This is a genomic window from Stenotrophomonas sp. CASM110 (assembly GCF_049384345.1).
GTDB lineage: Bacteria > Pseudomonadota > Gammaproteobacteria > Xanthomonadales > Xanthomonadaceae > Stenotrophomonas > Stenotrophomonas muris.
In genome coordinates, this window is record NZ_JBMRGI010000017.1 from 50,307 (window position 1) to 66,768 (window position 16,462).

Here is a 16,462-nt window from a genome sequence, read left to right on the forward strand (position 1 = left end):
CACCCCGGCTGAGAAGCGGCACGTGAACGCGGTGAAACTCTTGAAGTGCAGCGTCTGCGACGCGCCAGGACCCAGCGACGCCCATCACATCAACCAGGGGCAGCACTTCACGACCGTGGCCCTGTGCAAGGACTGCCATCAGGGCAGCTTCAACGGAATCCACGGGCAGAAGCGCATGTGGCTCGTCATGAAGATGGACGAGCTTGCCGCCCTGAACGTCACCCTTTCCCGGCTGCAGCTGCTGGAGACCGCACGATGATCCACCTCACCCTCCCGTATCCGATCAGCTCGAACCGCTACTGGGCCGTGCGCGTTATTCCGAGGAAGCCGAAGCCGCTGGCGATCACCTACGTGACTGAGGACGCGAAGAACTACAAGGCGGCGGTCGGCCACCTCGCCAGGGCGGCAGGCATTCGCGCGCCGGCGACCGGCCGCGTGGGGTTGCACATCAAGCTGTTCCCGCACCGGCCGCAGGACTGGGCGAAGCGCGCACGGAAGGATCCGCACACCTGGGATGACACCGTCCAGTGCATCGACCTCGGAAACTGCGAGAAGGTGCTGTCGGATGCCTTGAACGGCATCGCCTGGGTGGACGACAAGCAGATCCGGCGGACCCTCCTGGAACGCATGGAGCCAGACGGAAAGGGCGCGCGGCTGGAGGTTTCCATCGAGTATCTCGCCGCGGCGCCTTCACTTCTGGATGGTCTGGCCGCATGACCGGCGCCGAGCTGCGATTGCAGAAGCGCTACCGGTCCTACCTGCAGAAGCATGGCCGTTGCTCGGTCTGCCTGTTCCGCGCCACTGGCGCTGCAGGGTTCCACTGCAAAGGTTGGCCCGACAGGGCCGGTACCTGCGACACCGACAGCAAGCTGCCGGTATTCCGATTCGATGACGCCGTACTGGAGGGAATGCGCGATGCGCAACACTGATCCGCTGACCGAAGAACTGCGACGCTGGGGCCACGCCCAGGTGAATCGGTTTGCACTTAGCCGCGCCGACAGGAGCGTGCATGTCCTGGACAAGGTTCGCGATCATGCCCCGCTGACGCGGGAGCGGGCTATCCAGGATCTGGTTGGCCGCGACGGCACCGACCGACGCCGCCTGATGGCGGCTGGCGCCGGCGTGAAAGGCCTGCGCATCGTTCCCCTGTGGGCTGCAGATCCGATTCGCGCCTCCAACGACGCAGACCATCCCCACGACAACCCCGAGATCGCTGTCGATGTCGGCGTTCCGGATGAATTGCGTTGGATCGACCGGGCGCTGGCATCGATGGAACGGCAGTACCCGATGCGCGCCCTGATCGTCCGGACTGAGTTCACCGTGTCGGCCAGCCAGGCGGTTAAGGCGCGCATGGTGGCCGAGAAGTACGGCGGCACGTTGTCAGTGTGGCAGTACCGCCGGGAGCTGCAGCGCGGGGTAGACTTCATGGGCGGCAGGATCGCCGCTTAATCACAGGGGTAGGACATGAGTGCAAGCAACGCCGAGATTGCGCGCGACATCGTGGTCGCCGTTATTTCCCATCGCGACGGCTACGTAGATGCCGCCGAGGCCGCAAAGCTCTATAAGGGCGTTCTTGAGGCCGTTGGTGAGGTGGTTCGAGCCGAGGCAGAGAAGGATGGCTACTGATAGAGCTTGACAAGTTGCACAGTCAGATGCCCTAATTCTGCAACTGTCAAGAATTGTACCTGAAGCCCCAGCCCTGCGCTGGGGCTTCTGCGTTTCCGGGACCCGAACACCGATCAACCACCGCGCCGAAACCCCCTCCGCTCGCCGTGAGGCGATTGGGGCTGGCGACAACGCAGGCGGGCGGCCTGCGCACGGTCCTTGGAGGCCAGGCATCGCCTAGGCAGCGGTGGTGATCGGCCCTCTACGCCCGCAGCCCCCCGGACCAACCACATCCTCGCGTACCAGCCGGTTGCGGGGCGGGCACCTATGCAGGAGAGACCTTGGTGAGCACCGAAACCGTAGCGGCCGCCATGGGCGCCGGCCAGTACGCGCAGCCGCTGGAGGATGCGTGCATCCAGTTCGGTATTGTGACCGCGCTTCAGAAGGCGCACTTCCTGGCTCAGGTTGCGCATGAATCGGATGGCTTCCGCACTGCCACCGAGTACGCCTCGGGCCGCGCCTACGAAGGCCGGGCCGACCTGGGCAACTTGCAGCCGGGTGACGGCGTGCGCTTCAAGGGACGCGGCCTGATCCAGCTGACGGGGCGCGAGAACTACGCGACCTTCAGCCACGCAATGGGGCAGGGCGACCTGTTCGTCCGCTCCCCCGAACTGGTTGCGCAGCTGCCGTGGGCAGTGGCAGCTGCTGGCTGGTTCTGGAAGCGCAAAGGTCTGAACGCCCTGGCTGACCGAGACGACGTGGCGGCGGTGACCCGGCGCATTAACGGCGGCACCAACGGGCTGGAAGATCGAAAGCACCGCCTGGCGCAGGCCAAGAAGCTGTTTGGCCTCGCATGACGGCGGCGAAGAAGAAAGCCCCGAAGCTCTCGCCGGTGAACCAGCTGCAGGGCGTGCTGGTGGTGCTGGAGAGCCGCAAGGCCAAGAACCCGACTGCGGAGTTGCTGCTGGCCATCCGCGAGATGGTCAGCGATGCATTGGCGGTCCTGCAGGAGCCGGACCCGACCAAACAGCGCATCGCCTTCGTGCTGCTGGCGGTCCAGCAGTCCACCCAGGTGGCTGTGAAGGAGGTGCGCGGTAAGCGCCTTACCCGCGTGACCATCATCGACCAGCCCCTCTACCACTGGGCGCTGGAGGAAATTCATTCACTGGCAGGTGCCGCATGACCTTCGCGACCCGAAATGTTGGCGCTGCGCGCGTCGGCATTGCCGTGCTGGTGCTGTTCCTGGTCGGCATGGCCATGGCCGCCCTGGTATCCATCTCGATCCCCGAGGCCAACAAGGACTCGTTCGGCATGCTGATCGGCGGCCTGAACAATGCCACCGGCATGGTGATCGGCTACTTCTTCGGGATGACCCGTAGGCCGGGAGGCTGATATGCGCGAGCTGATCTACGTCACGAAGGCAGATGCGCTGGCGAATGGCATGACTCATGAGGGAACCCTGTTCGGTGTTCCGGCGTGGCGCTGCGTGGACAGCGAGGAGCAGGTCACCGGCACGCCGAAGATCCCAGCGCTGCACCTCTGGTGCTGGGTGATCGACCAGCTGCTGGAGCTGACCTGCTGCCTGCTGCCGCAGGACTGCGAGCTGGTCTCGCCCATCACAGTCGGTGGGGAGATCGAGCCGTGAACCGGCTTGCCCTCTACCTGCTGGTGTTCGTCGCCTGGTCCGCTGGCATGTTCGGTGCCGGCTGGGCCTGGCGCGGCGACCGCGCCGAGACCGGCGAAGCCCGGCAGGAGGCCAGCACCAGCGCTGGCCAGGTTCAGCAGCTCACCGAGACCCGTGCCGTCGAGCACAGCCAGGCCGAGGCGCTGGCCACCATCGGAGCCAAGCATGAAGAAGACCGCACCGCGGCCACGGCCGTCCCTGCTGATGTTGCTGCTGGCGTGCGCGATGGCAGCCTCCAGCTGCGCGACGACCTCGCCACCTGCAATACCGCTCGCCTGTCCCAAGCCGCCGCCGGCGCCGTCGAACGTGACCAGGCAGCCCAACTACGAGCAGAGGTCGCGGGAGCTCTTGTTCAAATCGGACGAGACGCGGACGACCACGTCCGTGCCTGTCAAGCAGTAATATTGGCCATGGGTAGCAGCGGCAGATAGCGGCGTGATGAGAAGTCTCTCTGTCCTCCTGAATGAAGAGTAGGTGTATGATCCGGCCAGACATTGGGCTAGGACGCAAAGCAATGCCTTATTCCTACGGTGACCCCTCCTTGCACACGCGCTCAGCGGTTAGGCGGGCAGGAGAGCGAGTCGCTCAAGACATCGGAAGTCCGGATGATGAGGAGATTGTCAGGAACTGGCGAAATTCACATGCGTTCGTCTTGACTACTTTCAGAAATACTCTGACTAGATACATCTATAGTCAGGATGATTTTCCGGTAATTTTTGCTCAACGATTGAAGCGATTGAATACGATCATTGACAAGCTTAAGACTGGTCGTGCTCGCGACCTGTCGACGATGCACGATCTCGCTGGATGCAGGCTGATCTTTGATCGAATCGAAGATTTGGAGGCCTTTAGAGAGAAGTTTCACCAGAGCCGCGCGAGGCATGTCAGGTTGCACCCTGAGAAGTACGACTACATCGCTACCCCTAAGGACACTGGATATCGTGGTGTGCACGATGTTTTTTCCTATTTGGTGGACGAAAGCAGCACCGGCAGCGCGTACAACGGTCTCAGGATCGAGATTCAGTACCGGACCAAAGCCCAGCATGCGTGGGCGACTGCTGTCGAGATTAGCGACCTTCTCGATGGACACCGAATCAAGTTCGATAAGGGTGTGAACGTGCAGCGAGAACGTCTTTTTGTTCTGGCTAGCGAGTATATTGCTCGAACTCGGGAGGGGCGTTCGGGTTACTGTCCAAACCTGAGCGATGACGAGCTGGTTGCAGAAATGCAGGAGCTAGAAGCTAATCTGCATACCATCTCGAATCTTGCGCTCGCTCGCAGAAGTAACGCTGAAATACCGAGGAAGGCGAATATCGTGCTGCACTTTACGGGCGATGAGCTGCGGGTCCAAGGTTTCAGCAAAAGTCGCGCTGCACTCGCTCATCGAGACAGGATCGAAAAGCAGTACCCTGAGGATGATGTTGTCTTTGTTAGTGGTGAGAACCCAGCGGCGATCCAAAACGCGTTCCGCAACTACTTCAAGAATGCTGCGGATTTCGTCGATATGCTGCGGCCCGCGCTTGAGCCAAGATTCCACTTGGGTTGAGCAGGATGTTGACTTGAAAAGGGCCCTGCGGGGCCCTTTTTATTTGCGTCCAGAGATCCAATGCGAATGAAGTTATCACTGACCCCCAAGCAGCAGCGTTTCGTCCAGGAGTACCTGCTGGACCACAACGGCACCCAGGCGGCCATCCGCGCCGGGTATAGCGACAAGACAGCCAAGCAGCAGGGCTCGCGGCTTCTGACCGAGACGCGCATCCAGGCTGCGGTGCGCGCCGGCCAGCGGAAAGTGGCCAAGAAGGCCGAGGTGACCGTCGACAGCCTGATGGCTGAACTCGAGCAGGCACGAAAGCTGGCGCTTAAAGAGGGTCAGGCCAGCGCGGCGGTCACCGCCACAATGGGCAAGGGGAAGCTGGCCGGCCTCCTGGTGGAGAAGCACAAGCACAGCGGCGCGATCGGCAACTACGACCTGAGCAAGCTTTCCGACAATGAACTCGACCGCCTTGAACAGATCCTCGGTCCGCTTGCCGACGATGGCGGAGATCCGAGCGGAGCGGGCGAGGAGGGCGGCTGACGCCGAGCGCGAGCGCCTTGCCCGCGACGGCGAGGCGATCCGGCAGCGCTGCACCACTCTGGCGGGCTTCATCCGTGAGGCCTGGTCGGTTCTGGAGCCGGCGCAGCCCTACGTGCACGGCTGGCACATCGACGTCCTGTGCCAGCACCTAGAGGCCATCACCGAAGGGCAGATCACCCGGCTGCTTATCAACATCCCGCCGGGCACCATGAAATCGCTGGTGGCTAGCGTGTTCTGGCCGGCATGGGAATGGGGGCCGCGGGGCCTGCCGTCGATGCGCTACCTGACGACCTCCTATGCGGAGAAGTTCGTCAAGCGCGACAGCCGGCGTATGCGCGACCTTGTGCAGTCGGAGTGGTTCAGCAGTCTCTGGCCGGAGATCGAGCTGAACCGGTCGGGCGAGATGTCCTTCGCCAATTCGAAGATGGGCAACCGCGAGGGCATGGCGTTTGCCAGCCTGACCGGTGGCCGTGGCGACCGGGTGATCATCGATGACCCGCACTCCACCGAGACGGCAGAAAGCCCGGCTGAGCGCGCGACGACAACCCGCATCTTCCGCGAGTCGGTGCCGACCCGACTGAACAACCCGGCCACGTCTGCAATCGTGGTGATCATGCAGCGCCTGCACGAAAAGGACGTGTCGGGGCAGATCCTGGACCTCGGGCTCGGGTATGAGCACCTGATGCTGCCGATGGAGTTCGAGCCAGAGCGCCGCTGCCGGACGTCTATCGGGTTCGAGGATCCGCGCACTGAGGATGGCGAGCTGCTGTTTCCTGAGCGGTTCCCCCGCGCGGTGGTCGAGCGCGACAAGAAGATCCTGGGCAGCTACGCGGTGGCCGGCCAGCAGCAGCAACGGCCAACCCCGCGCGACGGTGGCAAGTTCAAGCGGGAATGGTTCGAAGTGGTGGACACCGCGCCGGCCATCCTGGCGGCGCGGAAGGTCCGGCGATGGGACTTCGCCGCGACGGATCCGAAGCAGCAGAAAACGAAAGGCGATCCCGACTACACCGTGGGGCTGCTGTTGGGCGAGGTCGGCGGCGTCTACTACGTCCTGGACATCGTCCGTGATCGCAAGTCGCCGGCAGGTGTGGAGACGATGCTGAAGAACACCGCGCTGCAGGACGGCCGAACCATCAAGGTCCGCATCCCACAAGACCCTGGCGCGGCTGGCAAGAGCAACGCCGCGCACCAGGTGAAGCTGCTGGCCGGCTGGGACGTGAAGGCGGCGCTGGAATCCGGATCCAAGGAGGTCCGGGCAACGCCGGTCGAGGCTCAGGCCGAGGCCGGAAACATCAAGCTTGTGAATGGCCCGTGGGTGGCGGCGTTCTTGGACGAGATCGCCGAATTCCCCAACGCAAAGCACGACGACCAGGTGGACGCGCTCTCGGGCGCATTCGCCGAGCTGGTCACCGGCAGCACCTACAACCTTGGGAACGCGCTCTGATGGGCAAGCTCACGCAATTCAAAGATGGGCTGGTCAATCTGGTGGCCAACCTGGGTACGCCGCGCGACAAGGCTGCGTCGACGTTCTACGGCCCGCCGACCCTATCGGACCAGGAGGCAGAGAACGCCTACCGCGGCACGTGGTTGGCTCGGAAGGTGATCGACATCCCGGCGATGGACAGCTGCCGGAAGTGGCGCGGTTGGAGTGCCGATCAGGCGAACATCACCGCGATCGAGGCTGAGGAGAAGCGGTTGGGCCTGCAGCAGAAGCTGCTGGAAGCAATGATCCGTGCGCGCCTCACCGGCGGAGCCGCGCTCTACATCGGTACCGGTCAGTCCGATCCGATGCTGCCGCTGAAGCCTGAGTCATTAGGCAAGGCCGGTATCCGCCATCTGAACGTGCTTTCGAAGCGCGTGCTGCAGGCCGGCGAATTGGATCGCGATCCCGAGTCACCTGGCTATGGGCGTCCGGCGTTCTACAACCTCAGCAGCGGCACCGCTGGCCAGCTGCAGATCCATCCGTCGCGGCTGGTGATACTGCAGGGCGCGGTCAAGCCGGACCCCGAGCTCGACACCGGCAACGGCTGGGGCGACTCGGTGCTGATGGCCATCAGCAAGGCCATCAAGGACGCCGACGCCAGCGCTGCGAACATCGCCTCCCTGGTGTTCGAGGCAAAGGTCGACGTCATCAAGATCCCGAACTTCATGTCGAACCTGGCTGACCCGGAGTATGAGCAGAAGGTTCTGCAGCGTCTCACACTTGCGGCGATGGCGAAGGGCGTCAACGGAGCGCTGCTGCTGGATGCGGAGGAGGAGTACGAACAGAAACAGGCTCAGTTCGGTGGTCTCGTGGACCTGCTGATGGGCTTCATGCAGCTGGTGTCCGGCGCGTCGGACATCCCGATGACCCGCCTTCTCGGCCAGTCGCCGGGCGGCCTTAACGCCAGCGGCGAGAGTGACCTGCGGAACTACTACGACCGGATCAGCAGCAACCAGGAGCTGGTGCTGCAGCCGGCGCTGCAGGTTCTGGACGAGTGCCTGATTCGCTCGGCGCTGGGCAGCCGGCCGCCGGAGGTTTTCTACAACTGGCGCAGTCTGTGGCAGACCACCGACACCGAGCGCGCGACCATTGGCAAGACCACGGCCGACACGATCAAAACCATCGCCGACACCAGGCTGATCCCGGAACCTGTGCTGGTGCAGGTGGCAGCCAACATGCTCACCGAGGCCGGCGTCGCGCCGGGCCTGGAAGCCGAGATGCGGAAGTACGGCGAAGCCATCCCGACGGAGAGCGACGAGCAGGACGACGACGAGCGGCGCGCCGCTGCAACGCCGGTGCAGGACGCCCAGCCCCGTTCGCTGTATGTCAGCCGCAAGGTGGTGAATGCCGACGAGATCGCGGCCTGGGCCAAGGAGCAAGGCATCGGGGAGCCGCGAGACGACCTGCATGTAACCGTTGCCTACTCGCGCCAGGCGTTCGACTGGATCAAGGCCGGCAACGCCAACGAGTGGAACAACGGCGGCAAGGATGAACTGGTCATCCCCGAGGGCGGCCCGCGCGCCGTTGAGCCGTTGGGTGGTATGTCGGCGGTGATCCTGTTCGCGTCGGCGCAGCTGTGCTGGCGGCACGAAAGCATCATTCGTGCCGGCGGCTCGCATGACTACCCGGACTACACCCCGCACATCAGCCTGACGAAGGCGACTGTCGACCTGTCAAAGGTCGAGCCCTACCGCGGCCGCATCGTGCTGGGCCCGGAAATCTTCGAAGAGATCCGCGAGGACTGACCATGGTGTTCCTGACTGATCGTGTCTCGGTGTCGGCTCCACGCCGCACCGCGGACGGCTATCTCGTGGCCGATGCCTACGTGGCCCGCACCGGCATCCAGGAATACCTGGGCGAGGAATTGGGCCGGCCTGACCTGCTGAAGGTCAAGGTTTACCGGCCCCCGGAAGAAGTCTTCTCCGACGCGACGCTACGCAGCTTTGCGCACCGGCCCATGACGAATGACCACCCTCCTGAGATGGTCACCGCCGACAACTGGAAGAAGTACGCGGTAGGGCAGACCGGCGACGAGGTTTCGCACGATGAAACCCGCGTACGCGTCCCACTGGTTCTGATGGACCAGGCGGCCATCGCCGACTGGGAGTCTGGCAAGCGTGAGCTCTCCCAAGGCTACTCGGCCGAGATCGTATGGGAGGACGGCGTAACCCCCGACGGCGAGGCCTACCAGGCCAAGCAAATCAACATCCGCAACAACCACCTGGCCATGTGTCGTCGTGGCCGGGCCGGCTCCCAGTTTCGCATCGGGGATGGGCGCACCCCCGGTGCACCGGATCCGAGCGCCCATCCCCAACCGCAGGAGAACCACATGAGCAACCAGCAGACTCGCATCGTCGTGGTCGACGGCCTGCCCGTCGAGTGCACCGACGCATCGGCCGCAGCCATCGCCAAACTGCAGCAGCAGCTCCAGGACGCACACACCGCCGCCGGAACCGCCGCAGCTGCCCACCAGGCGACCATCAACGCCAAGGATGCCGCCATCGCCAAGGCCGAGGGCGAGCGCGACGCGCTCAAGAGCCAGGTCCTCAGCGATGCTGACCTGGACCAGCGCGTACAGCAGCGCGGCGACCTGATCGCCAAGGCGAAGGCAGTGCACGACGCCGACTACAGCGGCAAGAGCGACGCCGATGTCCGCAAGGCTGCTGTGGTGGCCAAGCTTGGCGATGCAGCCGTGGCCGGCAAGCACGAGGCCTACGTCGAAGCGCTGTTCGATGGCCTGTATGGCCAGGCAAAGCCGCGCGACCCGGTGGCCCTGGTCCTCGGCGACCGCTCCATCCACCGGCAGACCGTGCAGGACAACGGCTATGCCGAGTCCGTGAAGGGTCTCGATTACCGCACCGCCAACCAGAAGGGGGCCTAAGCCATGGCACTGCAGACCAACTATCCGGACATCCAGCCGGCGGCCATCGAAGGTGCGCAGGCGACCATGCTGCCGGCCACGATCATCAGCCGGAACGTGGAGACCGCGCCCGGCATCGGCTTCGGCCGCGCCGTCGCACAGGGCGCCGCCGACAAGGGCATCGTTCTGGCCGGTACCGGCGCCACGAAGCTGGTGGGGATCACCCTGCTGGACCGCTCCGCCGTCGGCAGTGCCGGCGTGCCAGACAGCTTCGCGCAGCGCACCTCGGCCCGCGTCATCACCAAGGGCGACATCTGGGTGGCCGCGGCCGTCGCGGTGAAGGCTGGCGATCCGGTCTACGTGACCGCGACCGGCACCTTCACCAACGTCGCCACCGACAACACCGCCTTTACCGGCGCCCGCTGGGACACCAGCACCACCGCCGCCGGCCAGCTGGCCGTCGTCCGTCTCGGCTAAGGAGCCAAGCCCATGAATGGAAATTCCCTGCACCTGTTCGACGCACAGGCCGCGCTCGGCTTCGTCGTTGCCCAGGCATCCATCATCGAACCGGGCGTCTACCGCACGCGCTACCCGTCGGTGCAGTACCGCGACCTGATCCCGGTCGACACCACCGGCAGTGAGTTCGCCACCTCGGTTACTTACTACTCGTCCGACCAGTTCGGCAAGGCCGACTGGATCAACGGCAACGCGGACGACTTGCCGAAGGCCGGCACCACGCGTGCACAGCACCAGACCGGCGTGCACACCGCCGGTATCGGCTACGGCTTCGGCTGGGAGGAAATCGGCCGGGCACAGCTGCTGGGCATCAACCTCCAGTCCGACGATGCCTCCGCTGCCCGCCGCGCTTCCGAAGAGATGGTCGACCGGGTGGCGCTGCTGGGCGATGCGGACAAGGGGTTCACCGGCCTCTACAACGCTGCGAATGTGACCCCGGTGGCGGCGGCAACTGGCAACTGGACCGTGGACACGGATTCCAACCTGATTGTCGGCGTGTTGAACCAGGCGCTGCTGAATGTTTTCAACGGCACCAATACCGCGTCGATGGCGGACACCCTGCTGCTGCCGTGGACCAAGTTCAACCTGCTGGCCACTCGCAAGATGAGCGAGAACAGCGACAAGACCATCATCCAGTGGTACCTGGAAAACAACCTGTACACCGTGCAGACCGGCCAGCAGCTGACCCTGCGCGGCGTGCGCGGTCTGGACACGGCCGGTGTCGGCGGCACCACGCGCCTGATCGCCTATCGCAAGGATCCGGAGGTTCTGAAGCTGCACATGCCGATGCCGCACCGCTTCCTGCCGGCCTGGCAAAGCGGCCCGCTGCGCTGGGACATTCCGGGCGTGATGCGCCTCGGTGGCCTGGACGTGCGCCTGCCCAAGGAAGTCGTCTACCTGGACGGCATCTGATCCCCACGGCCCCGGCCACGCGCCGGGGCCACATCGGAGCGAAGCATGAAGATCAAGAACAACCACAATGGTCCGCTGGGCCTGCCCGACGGCACGATTCTGCCGCCGGGCGAACAGACCCCGGTCGCGAACTGGGAGGAGCTGAAGAAGAACTCGGTGGTGCAGGGCTGGATCAAGGCCGAGATCCTGAGCATCACCGGTGGCGACGCCGGCGGCAGCGGGCAGGCCGCCGGCGGCAATTCGGGCGGCGAGGGCGGCGCCGACAAGGACGCCCTGATCGCGCGCGCCAAGGAGCTGGGCATCGACGCGAAGGGCAACTGGGGTGTGCCGAAGCTGCAGGCGGCAATCGCCGATGCTGAAAAGGCCGCCGGCGGCAATTCGGGTGGCGAGGGCTGACCATGTACGGCACGCTGGAAGGCGCGAACAGCTACCACCTGGCGCGCGGCAACGCCGCCTGGGCCGCAGGCACGGAACAGGCCCGCGAGGGTGCGCTGGTCCGCGCCACGGATTACATCGACGGCCGGTACCGGGTGCTGCTCGCATCCGGCTGCTGGGCGTCAATGTTCCCTGGCGTGCGGACGGCCGGGCGGGGCCAGCCGAACGAGTGGCCCCGCACCGGTGCGATCGACTACGACGGCGATCCCATCCAGCCGGATGAGGTACCCGACGAGGTCGAGCGCGCAACCTACGAGGCGGCGCTGCGCGAGCTAGTGAGCCCCGGTAGCCTGTCGCCGGACTACGTGGCAAGCGAGGCGGTCACAAAGGAGAAGGTCGGCCCCATCGAGATCACCTACGCCGATGCCACGGCCGCTGGCCAGGTGCCGAACCGGCCGGTGGTCCCTGCGATCGATGAGATCCTGGCGCCGCTGCTGCGGACGCCGGCGGTTCTGCCTGCGGTGCGTGTCGTATGAGCCGTTTCTATGACCGCATGCAGGCGACGGCCGAGAAGCTGATCGAGCGCTATGGCTACGGCACGCAGCTGGAGCGCGATGGCCCGCCGACCGGGCCGCCGCATAACCCGCAGCCCGGACCAGTCACCCGGCACGACTGCAAGGTGGTGGAGCTGGAATACAGCCTCACGGACCGCGACACGACCCTGGTGCTGAAGGGAGACAAGCTGGGTCTGATCTCCACCGCGGTGGACGTCGAGCCCGGCAAGGATGACCGCCTGCAGCTGGGTGGGCACCTGTACCACCTCATCGACCTGCAGCCGCTGTCCCCTGGCGGGCAGGTGCTGCTCTACGAGTTCCACGCCCGACGCTGATGGCCGACTACACACCCCGCGAGCTGGAACTGCTGGCACGACGCCTGGAGCCGGCCGTGCGCCGCGCGTTCGAGCAGGCCATTGATGGCGTGCGATCGCAGGTGCAGCTCGAGCTGCTGGCCAGCCTGTTGCAGGCCGGACAGGTAGACGCCGTGCTGGAGGCGCTGGGCTTCGACGGCGAGCGCTTCTCGCCGCTGGCGGAGCAAGTGCGCCAGGCCTTCGCAACTGGTGCCGAGGTTGGCATGAAGGAGCTGCCCACCCTGTCGCTGCGGCAGCAGGTGCGCGGGCGGTATAACCCGGCCAACGGCACGCCGCTGCTGCGGTTCGGGTTCGACATGCGCAACCGTGGCGTGGAGAGCTGGCTGCAGTCGAACTCCTCGCGCCTGATCACCGGCCTGGTGGAGGATCAGCGCGTGCTGGTGCGCCAGCATCTGGTCCGCGGCATGGCCGCTGGCCTCAACCCGCGCCAGACGGCGCTGGAGCTGGTCGGCCGCGTGGGCGAGACCGGGCGCCGCAGTGGGGGTGTCGTTGGCCTCACCGCGCAGCAGGCGCAGTTCGTGGCCAATGTCCGGCAGCAGCTGGCCAGCGGTGATCCGGCACAGATGGCGGAGTACTTCGGCCGCAAGCGGCGCGACAAGCGCTTGGACGGAATCGTCAACCGGGCCATCAAGGCTGGCCAGCCGGTGGCACCGGCAGACGTGGAGAAGATCGCTGCGCGCTACGCAGACAGGCTCTTGGCACTACGGGGCGAGATGATCGCCCGCACCGAGTCGCTGACAGCCATGGCCGCGGGCCGGGAGGAGGCGTTCCGGCAGCAGATCGAAAGCGGTCGTCTGGCGCGGGAGAATGTCGAAGGCACGTGGTCAGCCACCGGTGACGACAGGACCCGCCACAGCCACCAGGCGATGAACGGCCAGGTGCGTCGGTTCGGTGAGCCATTCCAGACGCCCAGCGGCGCGCTGATGCGCTTCCCTGGCGACACCTCGCTCGGCGCCGGCCCGGAGGAAACCATCGGCTGCCGCTGCATGAAGAAGTACCGGGTGAACATGGCGGCGGAGGTGAAGCGTGGCCAATAAGTTCGGCAGCCAGGTCCGGGCCTTCGCGCAGAAGGCCAAGGCCATGCAGGGCGTGATCTTCCGCGAGTCGGCCACCAAGCTGATGGAGGAAGCCGGCACGCCCGAGGGGCAGGGCGGGAAGATGCCGGTCGTCACTGGCACGCTGCGCAACTCGGTGGCTGCGTCGGTGGAAGGCATGCCCTCTGATGGGGCGGAGCCACCGGAGTTGGTGTTTGCCACCATGGAGCTGGGGCAGACCGTGTGGGCTGGCTGGACCGCGAAGTACGCCATGCGCATGGAGCACGGGTTCTATGGAGAAGACGCCGTGGGCCGAAAGTATGCCCAGGCCGGCAAGGGCTTCGCGCGCGCAGCAGCACAGCGCTGGGACTTCATCGTGGCCGATGTCACCGCCGACGTGAAAGGACGGATGGCATGAGCGACACCGCGATCTATGACGCATTCGCCACGCTGGTGGGGCAGTTCGCTGCAGCGCAGGGCCTGGCCTGCTCGTACCCGGGGCAGGGATTCACGCCGCCAACCGGCAACAACGCCCGCTGGCTGGAGCTGCAGTGGTTCCCGAATCGGACCGAGAACTACGGCATCGAGGACGATGGCCCGTTCCTGATGCAGGGGTTCGGCCAGCTGTCGGCGTGCTACCGGCCCGGGCAGGGGATCATGGTCGGTACCGCGATTACGGACCAGATCATCGATGCCTTCGCCAAGGGCACGACCTTCGCTGGCATGCGGGTGGAGAGGAAGCCCTGGACTTCCAGCATCATCCAGGACCCGGAGCGGGCAATGCATCCAGTTACGATTCCGTGGCGCGGATTTGCTTGATAGGATGCCTCGACTTTCAACCGATTGAGGACGGGATGCCCACTATTCAGGATCTGCAAATCAAATTCGATCAGATCTCCAAGATGAGGTTGCCACTGCGCGGAGCGGAGGTGGCGATAGCGCTGTATAACGCCATAGCGAAAGACTTTGGCAGGTTGAAGCTCTATCTGGTTCCCCCGGCAGAACTAATTCAAAGGCTGATGCAAGCCATGCAGGAGTACGAGGCCCTTGTCCTCAGCGCAGAGCTGGTACAGCAGTTTGATGACCAAGGCGCTGAAGCTGATCCGCAGGCATATGGCAATTTCGATAGTGCTTTGAGTGCTGCTGACATGCGCAAGGAACATATCTCCAAATACCCAATTGCCAAGCCGCCAAAGAACAACGCACTTCCGGGGGTCTACTAGTCACCATGAGCCCCAAGCCGCCCAACCTGCACCTAGTCAGCAGCAACGAGATCCCGAACGAGGGTGAGTTGCAGGCCATGCGGGACGCCATCACCCGCATGAAGCGGAACCGGCAGCTGCTGGACGAGTTCTGTGCCGAGCAGGCGCGATTCGTCCGCGCGGAGTACTTGGCCTACGTGGAGGCCGGATTCACCCGGCCGCAGGCCATGCAGTTGGTGGCGGCAAAGCTTACTATTCCAAGAAGGTAGAAGAGTTCCTTGCGTTCCATTTGGAGGTCCTGTTTTGAGTAACTACGGATTGTTGTTGAGGGAAACTGAGGTTTCGCTTCTTCATGATGAGAAGCCGGTGCTCGTTACAATCAACTTGCTACTGAAGTCGGATTGTGATCCAGCGTGGATTGGCGATTTTGATGGTGCGCAAGGACTGTTCTCAGGTCTGAGCAACGCTGCGATTGGTATTCCATCTTGGCCCGTGCGAATTCGTCGCCGGTCTCAGAATTCCATAACGGTTGTTGGCTATGTTCCATATCAGCCTAACGTGGAGATTGCCCTGTGCACGTTAACGGCCGACACACCCCTCGCAGTTGGCAATGAGGTGCTCTGTGATCCTGTTTCAACGGGTAATGTTCTGTTGCAGCAGAAGCTCGCTGTGGTCCAGTTTCAGAAAGACTCGAACTAGCTAAACAGCTTTTAGGTCTATAGGCCCGCCCATCAGCGGGCCTTTTGCGTTTTTCGACGACCCCGCCCCGTGGCGGGTTTTTTTACGCCCATCGCGAGGAGATACGGCTATGGCCGCTGAAGCAAAAACCAATGCAGGTTCCAAGCTCTACATCTGCGCCACCCCCAAGAATGCCGACCTGACCGAAACCGAGTTCGCGGCCCTGACCTTCGTCCAGGTGAAGAAGGTCGGCAGCATCGGCGAGCGCGGCATCAACACCAACATCGTGCAGTACGACACGCTGGACACGTTGGTTGCCCTGAAGGGCAAGGGCATCACCAACGCCGGCGACCCGCAGGTGGAGGTGGCCGAGGATCTGACCGACCCGGGGCAGGTGGCCCTGCGCGCTGCAGGTGCTCCCAACGTGCCGGACGTCTATGCGTTCAAGGTGGAACGCGCTGACGGCTCCATCGAGTACCTGCGCGGTCTGGTGACCGGTCCCAACGTGCCCGGTGGCCGCAATGAGGACTTCATCCTCAACACCTTCACCCTGGCGCTGAACCAGGCGCCGATCACCGTCGCGGCGCCGGCCACCCCGTAACCCGAACACCCCGGGGGATAGCGCGGCCGCCTGACAAGCCGGAACTGATCCGGCCGGCTTCCCCCGGGGCTCTCTACCGGATCGACATCAAGGATCCCGAACATGACCGAACTGACCAACATCGTGGCGGCAGAACGCCGCCTGGACATCCTCCACCCGGCCACCCAGGAGCCGGTAGGCCTGGTGCTGATCCTCCTGCCCGACAGCCACCCGCAGGTGAAGACCGCAGCCCGCAAGTCGATCAACGATCGCATCAACTACCGCGGCAAGGTGGGTGCCGAGCAGATCGAGGCCAGCCGCATCAGCATGCTCTGTGCATCGATCGGTGGGTGGGAGTGGCAGGGGGAGCTGACCTTCCACGGCGAGAAGCCCGCCTTCCAGGAGCAGGTCCTGCGTGATCTCCTGAAGGAACTGCCGTGGGTGGGGGAACAGGTCGACGTCGCCCTGACCGACCGGGCGGAGTTCTTTCGCCGACCTGACGAAACGGACGGCTGAGGCCGTCTACACCGC

The 16,462-nt window shown here is 64.4% G+C and carries 27 protein-coding genes; all 27 read left to right on the plus strand.

What is annotated here, in order from left to right:
* Positions 1-22 precede the first annotated feature (22 nt).
* The 27 genes from VG561_RS15110 (at position 23) to VG561_RS15240 (ending at position 16,447) form a co-directional block, all read left to right on the plus strand.
* On the plus strand, positions 23-259 hold the full coding sequence (locus VG561_RS15110) for a hypothetical protein (RefSeq protein WP_423179754.1): 237 nt from the start codon (positions 23-25) through the stop codon (positions 257-259).
* Positions 256-717, plus strand: coding sequence for a RusA family crossover junction endodeoxyribonuclease (locus VG561_RS15115; protein ID WP_423179755.1), 462 nt, complete (start codon positions 256-258; stop codon positions 715-717). Before VG561_RS15110 ends, VG561_RS15115 begins: the two co-directional genes overlap by 4 nt.
* On the plus strand, positions 714-929 hold the full coding sequence (locus VG561_RS15120) for a hypothetical protein (protein WP_423179756.1): 216 nt from the start codon (positions 714-716) through the stop codon (positions 927-929). Before VG561_RS15115 ends, VG561_RS15120 begins: the two co-directional genes overlap by 4 nt.
* Entirely contained in the window at positions 916-1,449 is a 534-nt protein-coding gene (locus VG561_RS15125; protein ID WP_423179757.1) for a hypothetical protein, read from the plus strand. The genes VG561_RS15120 and VG561_RS15125 overlap by 14 nt, the downstream gene beginning before the upstream one ends.
* A 15-nt stretch (positions 1,450-1,464) precedes the next feature.
* Entirely contained in the window at positions 1,465-1,626 is a 162-nt protein-coding gene (locus VG561_RS15130) for a hypothetical protein (RefSeq protein ID WP_423179758.1), read from the plus strand.
* Between the two features lie 323 nt (positions 1,627-1,949).
* On the plus strand, positions 1,950-2,462 hold the full coding sequence (locus tag VG561_RS15135) for a glycoside hydrolase family 19 protein (RefSeq protein WP_423179759.1): 513 nt from the start codon (positions 1,950-1,952) through the stop codon (positions 2,460-2,462).
* Complete coding sequence (locus VG561_RS15140; RefSeq protein ID WP_169410782.1) at positions 2,459-2,788, plus strand: hypothetical protein; 330 nt, start codon at positions 2,459-2,461, stop codon at positions 2,786-2,788. The genes VG561_RS15135 and VG561_RS15140 overlap by 4 nt, the downstream gene beginning before the upstream one ends.
* Positions 2,785-2,997: a hypothetical protein gene (locus tag VG561_RS15145; protein ID WP_099497968.1), complete on the plus strand. Its 213-nt coding sequence runs from the start codon at positions 2,785-2,787 to the stop codon at positions 2,995-2,997. The genes VG561_RS15140 and VG561_RS15145 overlap by 4 nt, the downstream gene beginning before the upstream one ends.
* 1 nt (position 2,998) lies before the next feature.
* Positions 2,999-3,250 carry a hypothetical protein gene (locus VG561_RS15150; protein ID WP_169410784.1) on the plus strand — a complete coding sequence of 84 codons (252 nt, stop codon included), beginning with the start codon at positions 2,999-3,001 and terminating at the stop codon, positions 3,248-3,250.
* The gene (locus VG561_RS15155) at positions 3,247-3,720 is read left to right on the plus strand and encodes a hypothetical protein (RefSeq protein ID WP_169410786.1); all 474 of its coding nucleotides are present in this window, start codon (positions 3,247-3,249) and stop codon (positions 3,718-3,720) included. The genes VG561_RS15150 and VG561_RS15155 overlap by 4 nt, the downstream gene beginning before the upstream one ends.
* An 83-nt stretch (positions 3,721-3,803) precedes the next feature.
* Positions 3,804-4,835 carry a hypothetical protein gene (locus VG561_RS15160; protein WP_283241187.1) on the plus strand — a complete coding sequence of 344 codons (1,032 nt, stop codon included), beginning with the start codon at positions 3,804-3,806 and terminating at the stop codon, positions 4,833-4,835.
* A 66-nt stretch (positions 4,836-4,901) separates the two neighbouring features.
* Positions 4,902-5,363, plus strand: a complete 462-nt coding sequence (locus tag VG561_RS15165; protein WP_169410790.1) for a terminase small subunit — start codon at positions 4,902-4,904, stop codon at positions 5,361-5,363.
* Positions 5,278-6,807 (plus strand): phage terminase large subunit, encoded by a 1,530-nt coding sequence (terL, locus tag VG561_RS15170; RefSeq protein WP_423179760.1) that lies wholly within the window; start codon positions 5,278-5,280, stop codon positions 6,805-6,807. Before VG561_RS15165 ends, terL begins: the two co-directional genes overlap by 86 nt.
* Positions 6,807-8,591 (plus strand): anti-CBASS protein Acb1 family protein, encoded by a 1,785-nt coding sequence (locus VG561_RS15175; protein WP_423179761.1) that lies wholly within the window; start codon positions 6,807-6,809, stop codon positions 8,589-8,591. The genes terL and VG561_RS15175 overlap by 1 nt, the downstream gene beginning before the upstream one ends.
* A gap of 2 nt (positions 8,592-8,593) precedes the next feature.
* Positions 8,594-9,727 carry a DUF2213 domain-containing protein gene (locus VG561_RS15180; protein ID WP_423179762.1) on the plus strand — a complete coding sequence of 378 codons (1,134 nt, stop codon included), beginning with the start codon at positions 8,594-8,596 and terminating at the stop codon, positions 9,725-9,727.
* A 3-nt stretch (positions 9,728-9,730) separates the two neighbouring features.
* A complete protein-coding gene (locus VG561_RS15185) occupies positions 9,731-10,183 on the plus strand; it encodes a structural cement protein Gp24 (RefSeq protein ID WP_423179763.1) in 453 nt (150 codons plus the stop codon).
* 12 nt (positions 10,184-10,195) lie between these two features.
* Positions 10,196-11,134 (plus strand): DUF2184 domain-containing protein, encoded by a 939-nt coding sequence (locus VG561_RS15190; protein ID WP_169410801.1) that lies wholly within the window; start codon positions 10,196-10,198, stop codon positions 11,132-11,134.
* A 45-nt stretch (positions 11,135-11,179) separates the two neighbouring features.
* Positions 11,180-11,530 carry a hypothetical protein gene (locus tag VG561_RS15195; RefSeq protein WP_111206209.1) on the plus strand — a complete coding sequence of 117 codons (351 nt, stop codon included), beginning with the start codon at positions 11,180-11,182 and terminating at the stop codon, positions 11,528-11,530.
* Between the two features lie 2 nt (positions 11,531-11,532).
* A complete protein-coding gene (locus VG561_RS15200; protein WP_423179764.1) occupies positions 11,533-12,045 on the plus strand; it encodes a DnaT-like ssDNA-binding protein in 513 nt (170 codons plus the stop codon).
* Positions 12,042-12,398: a hypothetical protein gene (locus tag VG561_RS15205; RefSeq protein WP_423179765.1), complete on the plus strand. Its 357-nt coding sequence runs from the start codon at positions 12,042-12,044 to the stop codon at positions 12,396-12,398. The genes VG561_RS15200 and VG561_RS15205 overlap by 4 nt, the downstream gene beginning before the upstream one ends.
* Positions 12,398-13,474, plus strand: a complete 1,077-nt coding sequence (locus tag VG561_RS15210) for a phage minor head protein (protein ID WP_423179766.1) — start codon at positions 12,398-12,400, stop codon at positions 13,472-13,474. The genes VG561_RS15205 and VG561_RS15210 overlap by 1 nt, the downstream gene beginning before the upstream one ends.
* Positions 13,464-13,889 carry a hypothetical protein gene (locus VG561_RS15215; protein WP_423179767.1) on the plus strand — a complete coding sequence of 142 codons (426 nt, stop codon included), beginning with the start codon at positions 13,464-13,466 and terminating at the stop codon, positions 13,887-13,889. Before VG561_RS15210 ends, VG561_RS15215 begins: the two co-directional genes overlap by 11 nt.
* Entirely contained in the window at positions 13,886-14,290 is a 405-nt protein-coding gene (locus VG561_RS15220) for a phage tail terminator-like protein (RefSeq protein ID WP_423179768.1), read from the plus strand. Before VG561_RS15215 ends, VG561_RS15220 begins: the two co-directional genes overlap by 4 nt.
* Positions 14,291-14,325: 35 nt before the next feature.
* Positions 14,326-14,694 (plus strand): hypothetical protein, encoded by a 369-nt coding sequence (locus tag VG561_RS15225; protein ID WP_423179769.1) that lies wholly within the window; start codon positions 14,326-14,328, stop codon positions 14,692-14,694.
* A gap of 5 nt (positions 14,695-14,699) precedes the next feature.
* A complete protein-coding gene (locus VG561_RS15230) occupies positions 14,700-14,942 on the plus strand; it encodes a hypothetical protein (RefSeq protein WP_329768958.1) in 243 nt (80 codons plus the stop codon).
* A gap of 539 nt (positions 14,943-15,481) precedes the next feature.
* Positions 15,482-15,952 carry a hypothetical protein gene (locus VG561_RS15235; protein ID WP_423179770.1) on the plus strand — a complete coding sequence of 157 codons (471 nt, stop codon included), beginning with the start codon at positions 15,482-15,484 and terminating at the stop codon, positions 15,950-15,952.
* A 102-nt stretch (positions 15,953-16,054) separates the two neighbouring features.
* Positions 16,055-16,447: a hypothetical protein gene (locus tag VG561_RS15240; protein WP_423179771.1), complete on the plus strand. Its 393-nt coding sequence runs from the start codon at positions 16,055-16,057 to the stop codon at positions 16,445-16,447.
* The last annotated feature ends 15 nt before the right edge of the window (positions 16,448-16,462 follow it).

Excerpts from the sequence above, each read along its gene's own strand:
- VG561_RS15115 (WP_423179755.1), top strand. The coding sequence starts at position 256 with ATGATCCACCTCACCCTCCCGTATCCGATCAGCTCGAACCGCTACTGG.
- VG561_RS15120 (WP_423179756.1), top strand. The coding sequence starts at position 714 with ATGACCGGCGCCGAGCTGCGATTGCAGAAGCGCTACCGGTCCTACCTG.
- VG561_RS15125 (WP_423179757.1), top strand. The coding sequence starts at position 916 with ATGCGCAACACTGATCCGCTGACCGAAGAACTGCGACGCTGGGGCCAC.
- VG561_RS15130 (WP_423179758.1), top strand. The coding sequence starts at position 1,465 with ATGAGTGCAAGCAACGCCGAGATTGCGCGCGACATCGTGGTCGCCGTT.
- VG561_RS15140 (WP_169410782.1), top strand. The coding sequence starts at position 2,459 with ATGACGGCGGCGAAGAAGAAAGCCCCGAAGCTCTCGCCGGTGAACCAG.
- VG561_RS15145 (WP_099497968.1), top strand. The coding sequence starts at position 2,785 with ATGACCTTCGCGACCCGAAATGTTGGCGCTGCGCGCGTCGGCATTGCC.
- VG561_RS15150 (WP_169410784.1), top strand. The coding sequence starts at position 2,999 with ATGCGCGAGCTGATCTACGTCACGAAGGCAGATGCGCTGGCGAATGGC.
- VG561_RS15160 (WP_283241187.1), top strand. The coding sequence starts at position 3,804 with ATGCCTTATTCCTACGGTGACCCCTCCTTGCACACGCGCTCAGCGGTT.
- VG561_RS15165 (WP_169410790.1), top strand. The coding sequence starts at position 4,902 with ATGAAGTTATCACTGACCCCCAAGCAGCAGCGTTTCGTCCAGGAGTAC.
- terL (WP_423179760.1), top strand. The coding sequence starts at position 5,278 with ATGAACTCGACCGCCTTGAACAGATCCTCGGTCCGCTTGCCGACGATG.
- VG561_RS15175 (WP_423179761.1), top strand. The coding sequence starts at position 6,807 with ATGGGCAAGCTCACGCAATTCAAAGATGGGCTGGTCAATCTGGTGGCC.
- VG561_RS15180 (WP_423179762.1), top strand. The coding sequence starts at position 8,594 with ATGGTGTTCCTGACTGATCGTGTCTCGGTGTCGGCTCCACGCCGCACC.
- VG561_RS15185 (WP_423179763.1), top strand. The coding sequence starts at position 9,731 with ATGGCACTGCAGACCAACTATCCGGACATCCAGCCGGCGGCCATCGAA.
- VG561_RS15190 (WP_169410801.1), top strand. The coding sequence starts at position 10,196 with ATGAATGGAAATTCCCTGCACCTGTTCGACGCACAGGCCGCGCTCGGC.
- VG561_RS15195 (WP_111206209.1), top strand. The coding sequence starts at position 11,180 with ATGAAGATCAAGAACAACCACAATGGTCCGCTGGGCCTGCCCGACGGC.
- VG561_RS15200 (WP_423179764.1), top strand. The coding sequence starts at position 11,533 with ATGTACGGCACGCTGGAAGGCGCGAACAGCTACCACCTGGCGCGCGGC.
- VG561_RS15205 (WP_423179765.1), top strand. The coding sequence starts at position 12,042 with ATGAGCCGTTTCTATGACCGCATGCAGGCGACGGCCGAGAAGCTGATC.
- VG561_RS15210 (WP_423179766.1), top strand. The coding sequence starts at position 12,398 with ATGGCCGACTACACACCCCGCGAGCTGGAACTGCTGGCACGACGCCTG.
- VG561_RS15220 (WP_423179768.1), top strand. The coding sequence starts at position 13,886 with ATGAGCGACACCGCGATCTATGACGCATTCGCCACGCTGGTGGGGCAG.
- VG561_RS15225 (WP_423179769.1), top strand. The coding sequence starts at position 14,326 with ATGCCCACTATTCAGGATCTGCAAATCAAATTCGATCAGATCTCCAAG.
- VG561_RS15230 (WP_329768958.1), top strand. The coding sequence starts at position 14,700 with ATGAGCCCCAAGCCGCCCAACCTGCACCTAGTCAGCAGCAACGAGATC.
- VG561_RS15235 (WP_423179770.1), top strand. The coding sequence starts at position 15,482 with ATGGCCGCTGAAGCAAAAACCAATGCAGGTTCCAAGCTCTACATCTGC.
- VG561_RS15240 (WP_423179771.1), top strand. The coding sequence starts at position 16,055 with ATGACCGAACTGACCAACATCGTGGCGGCAGAACGCCGCCTGGACATC.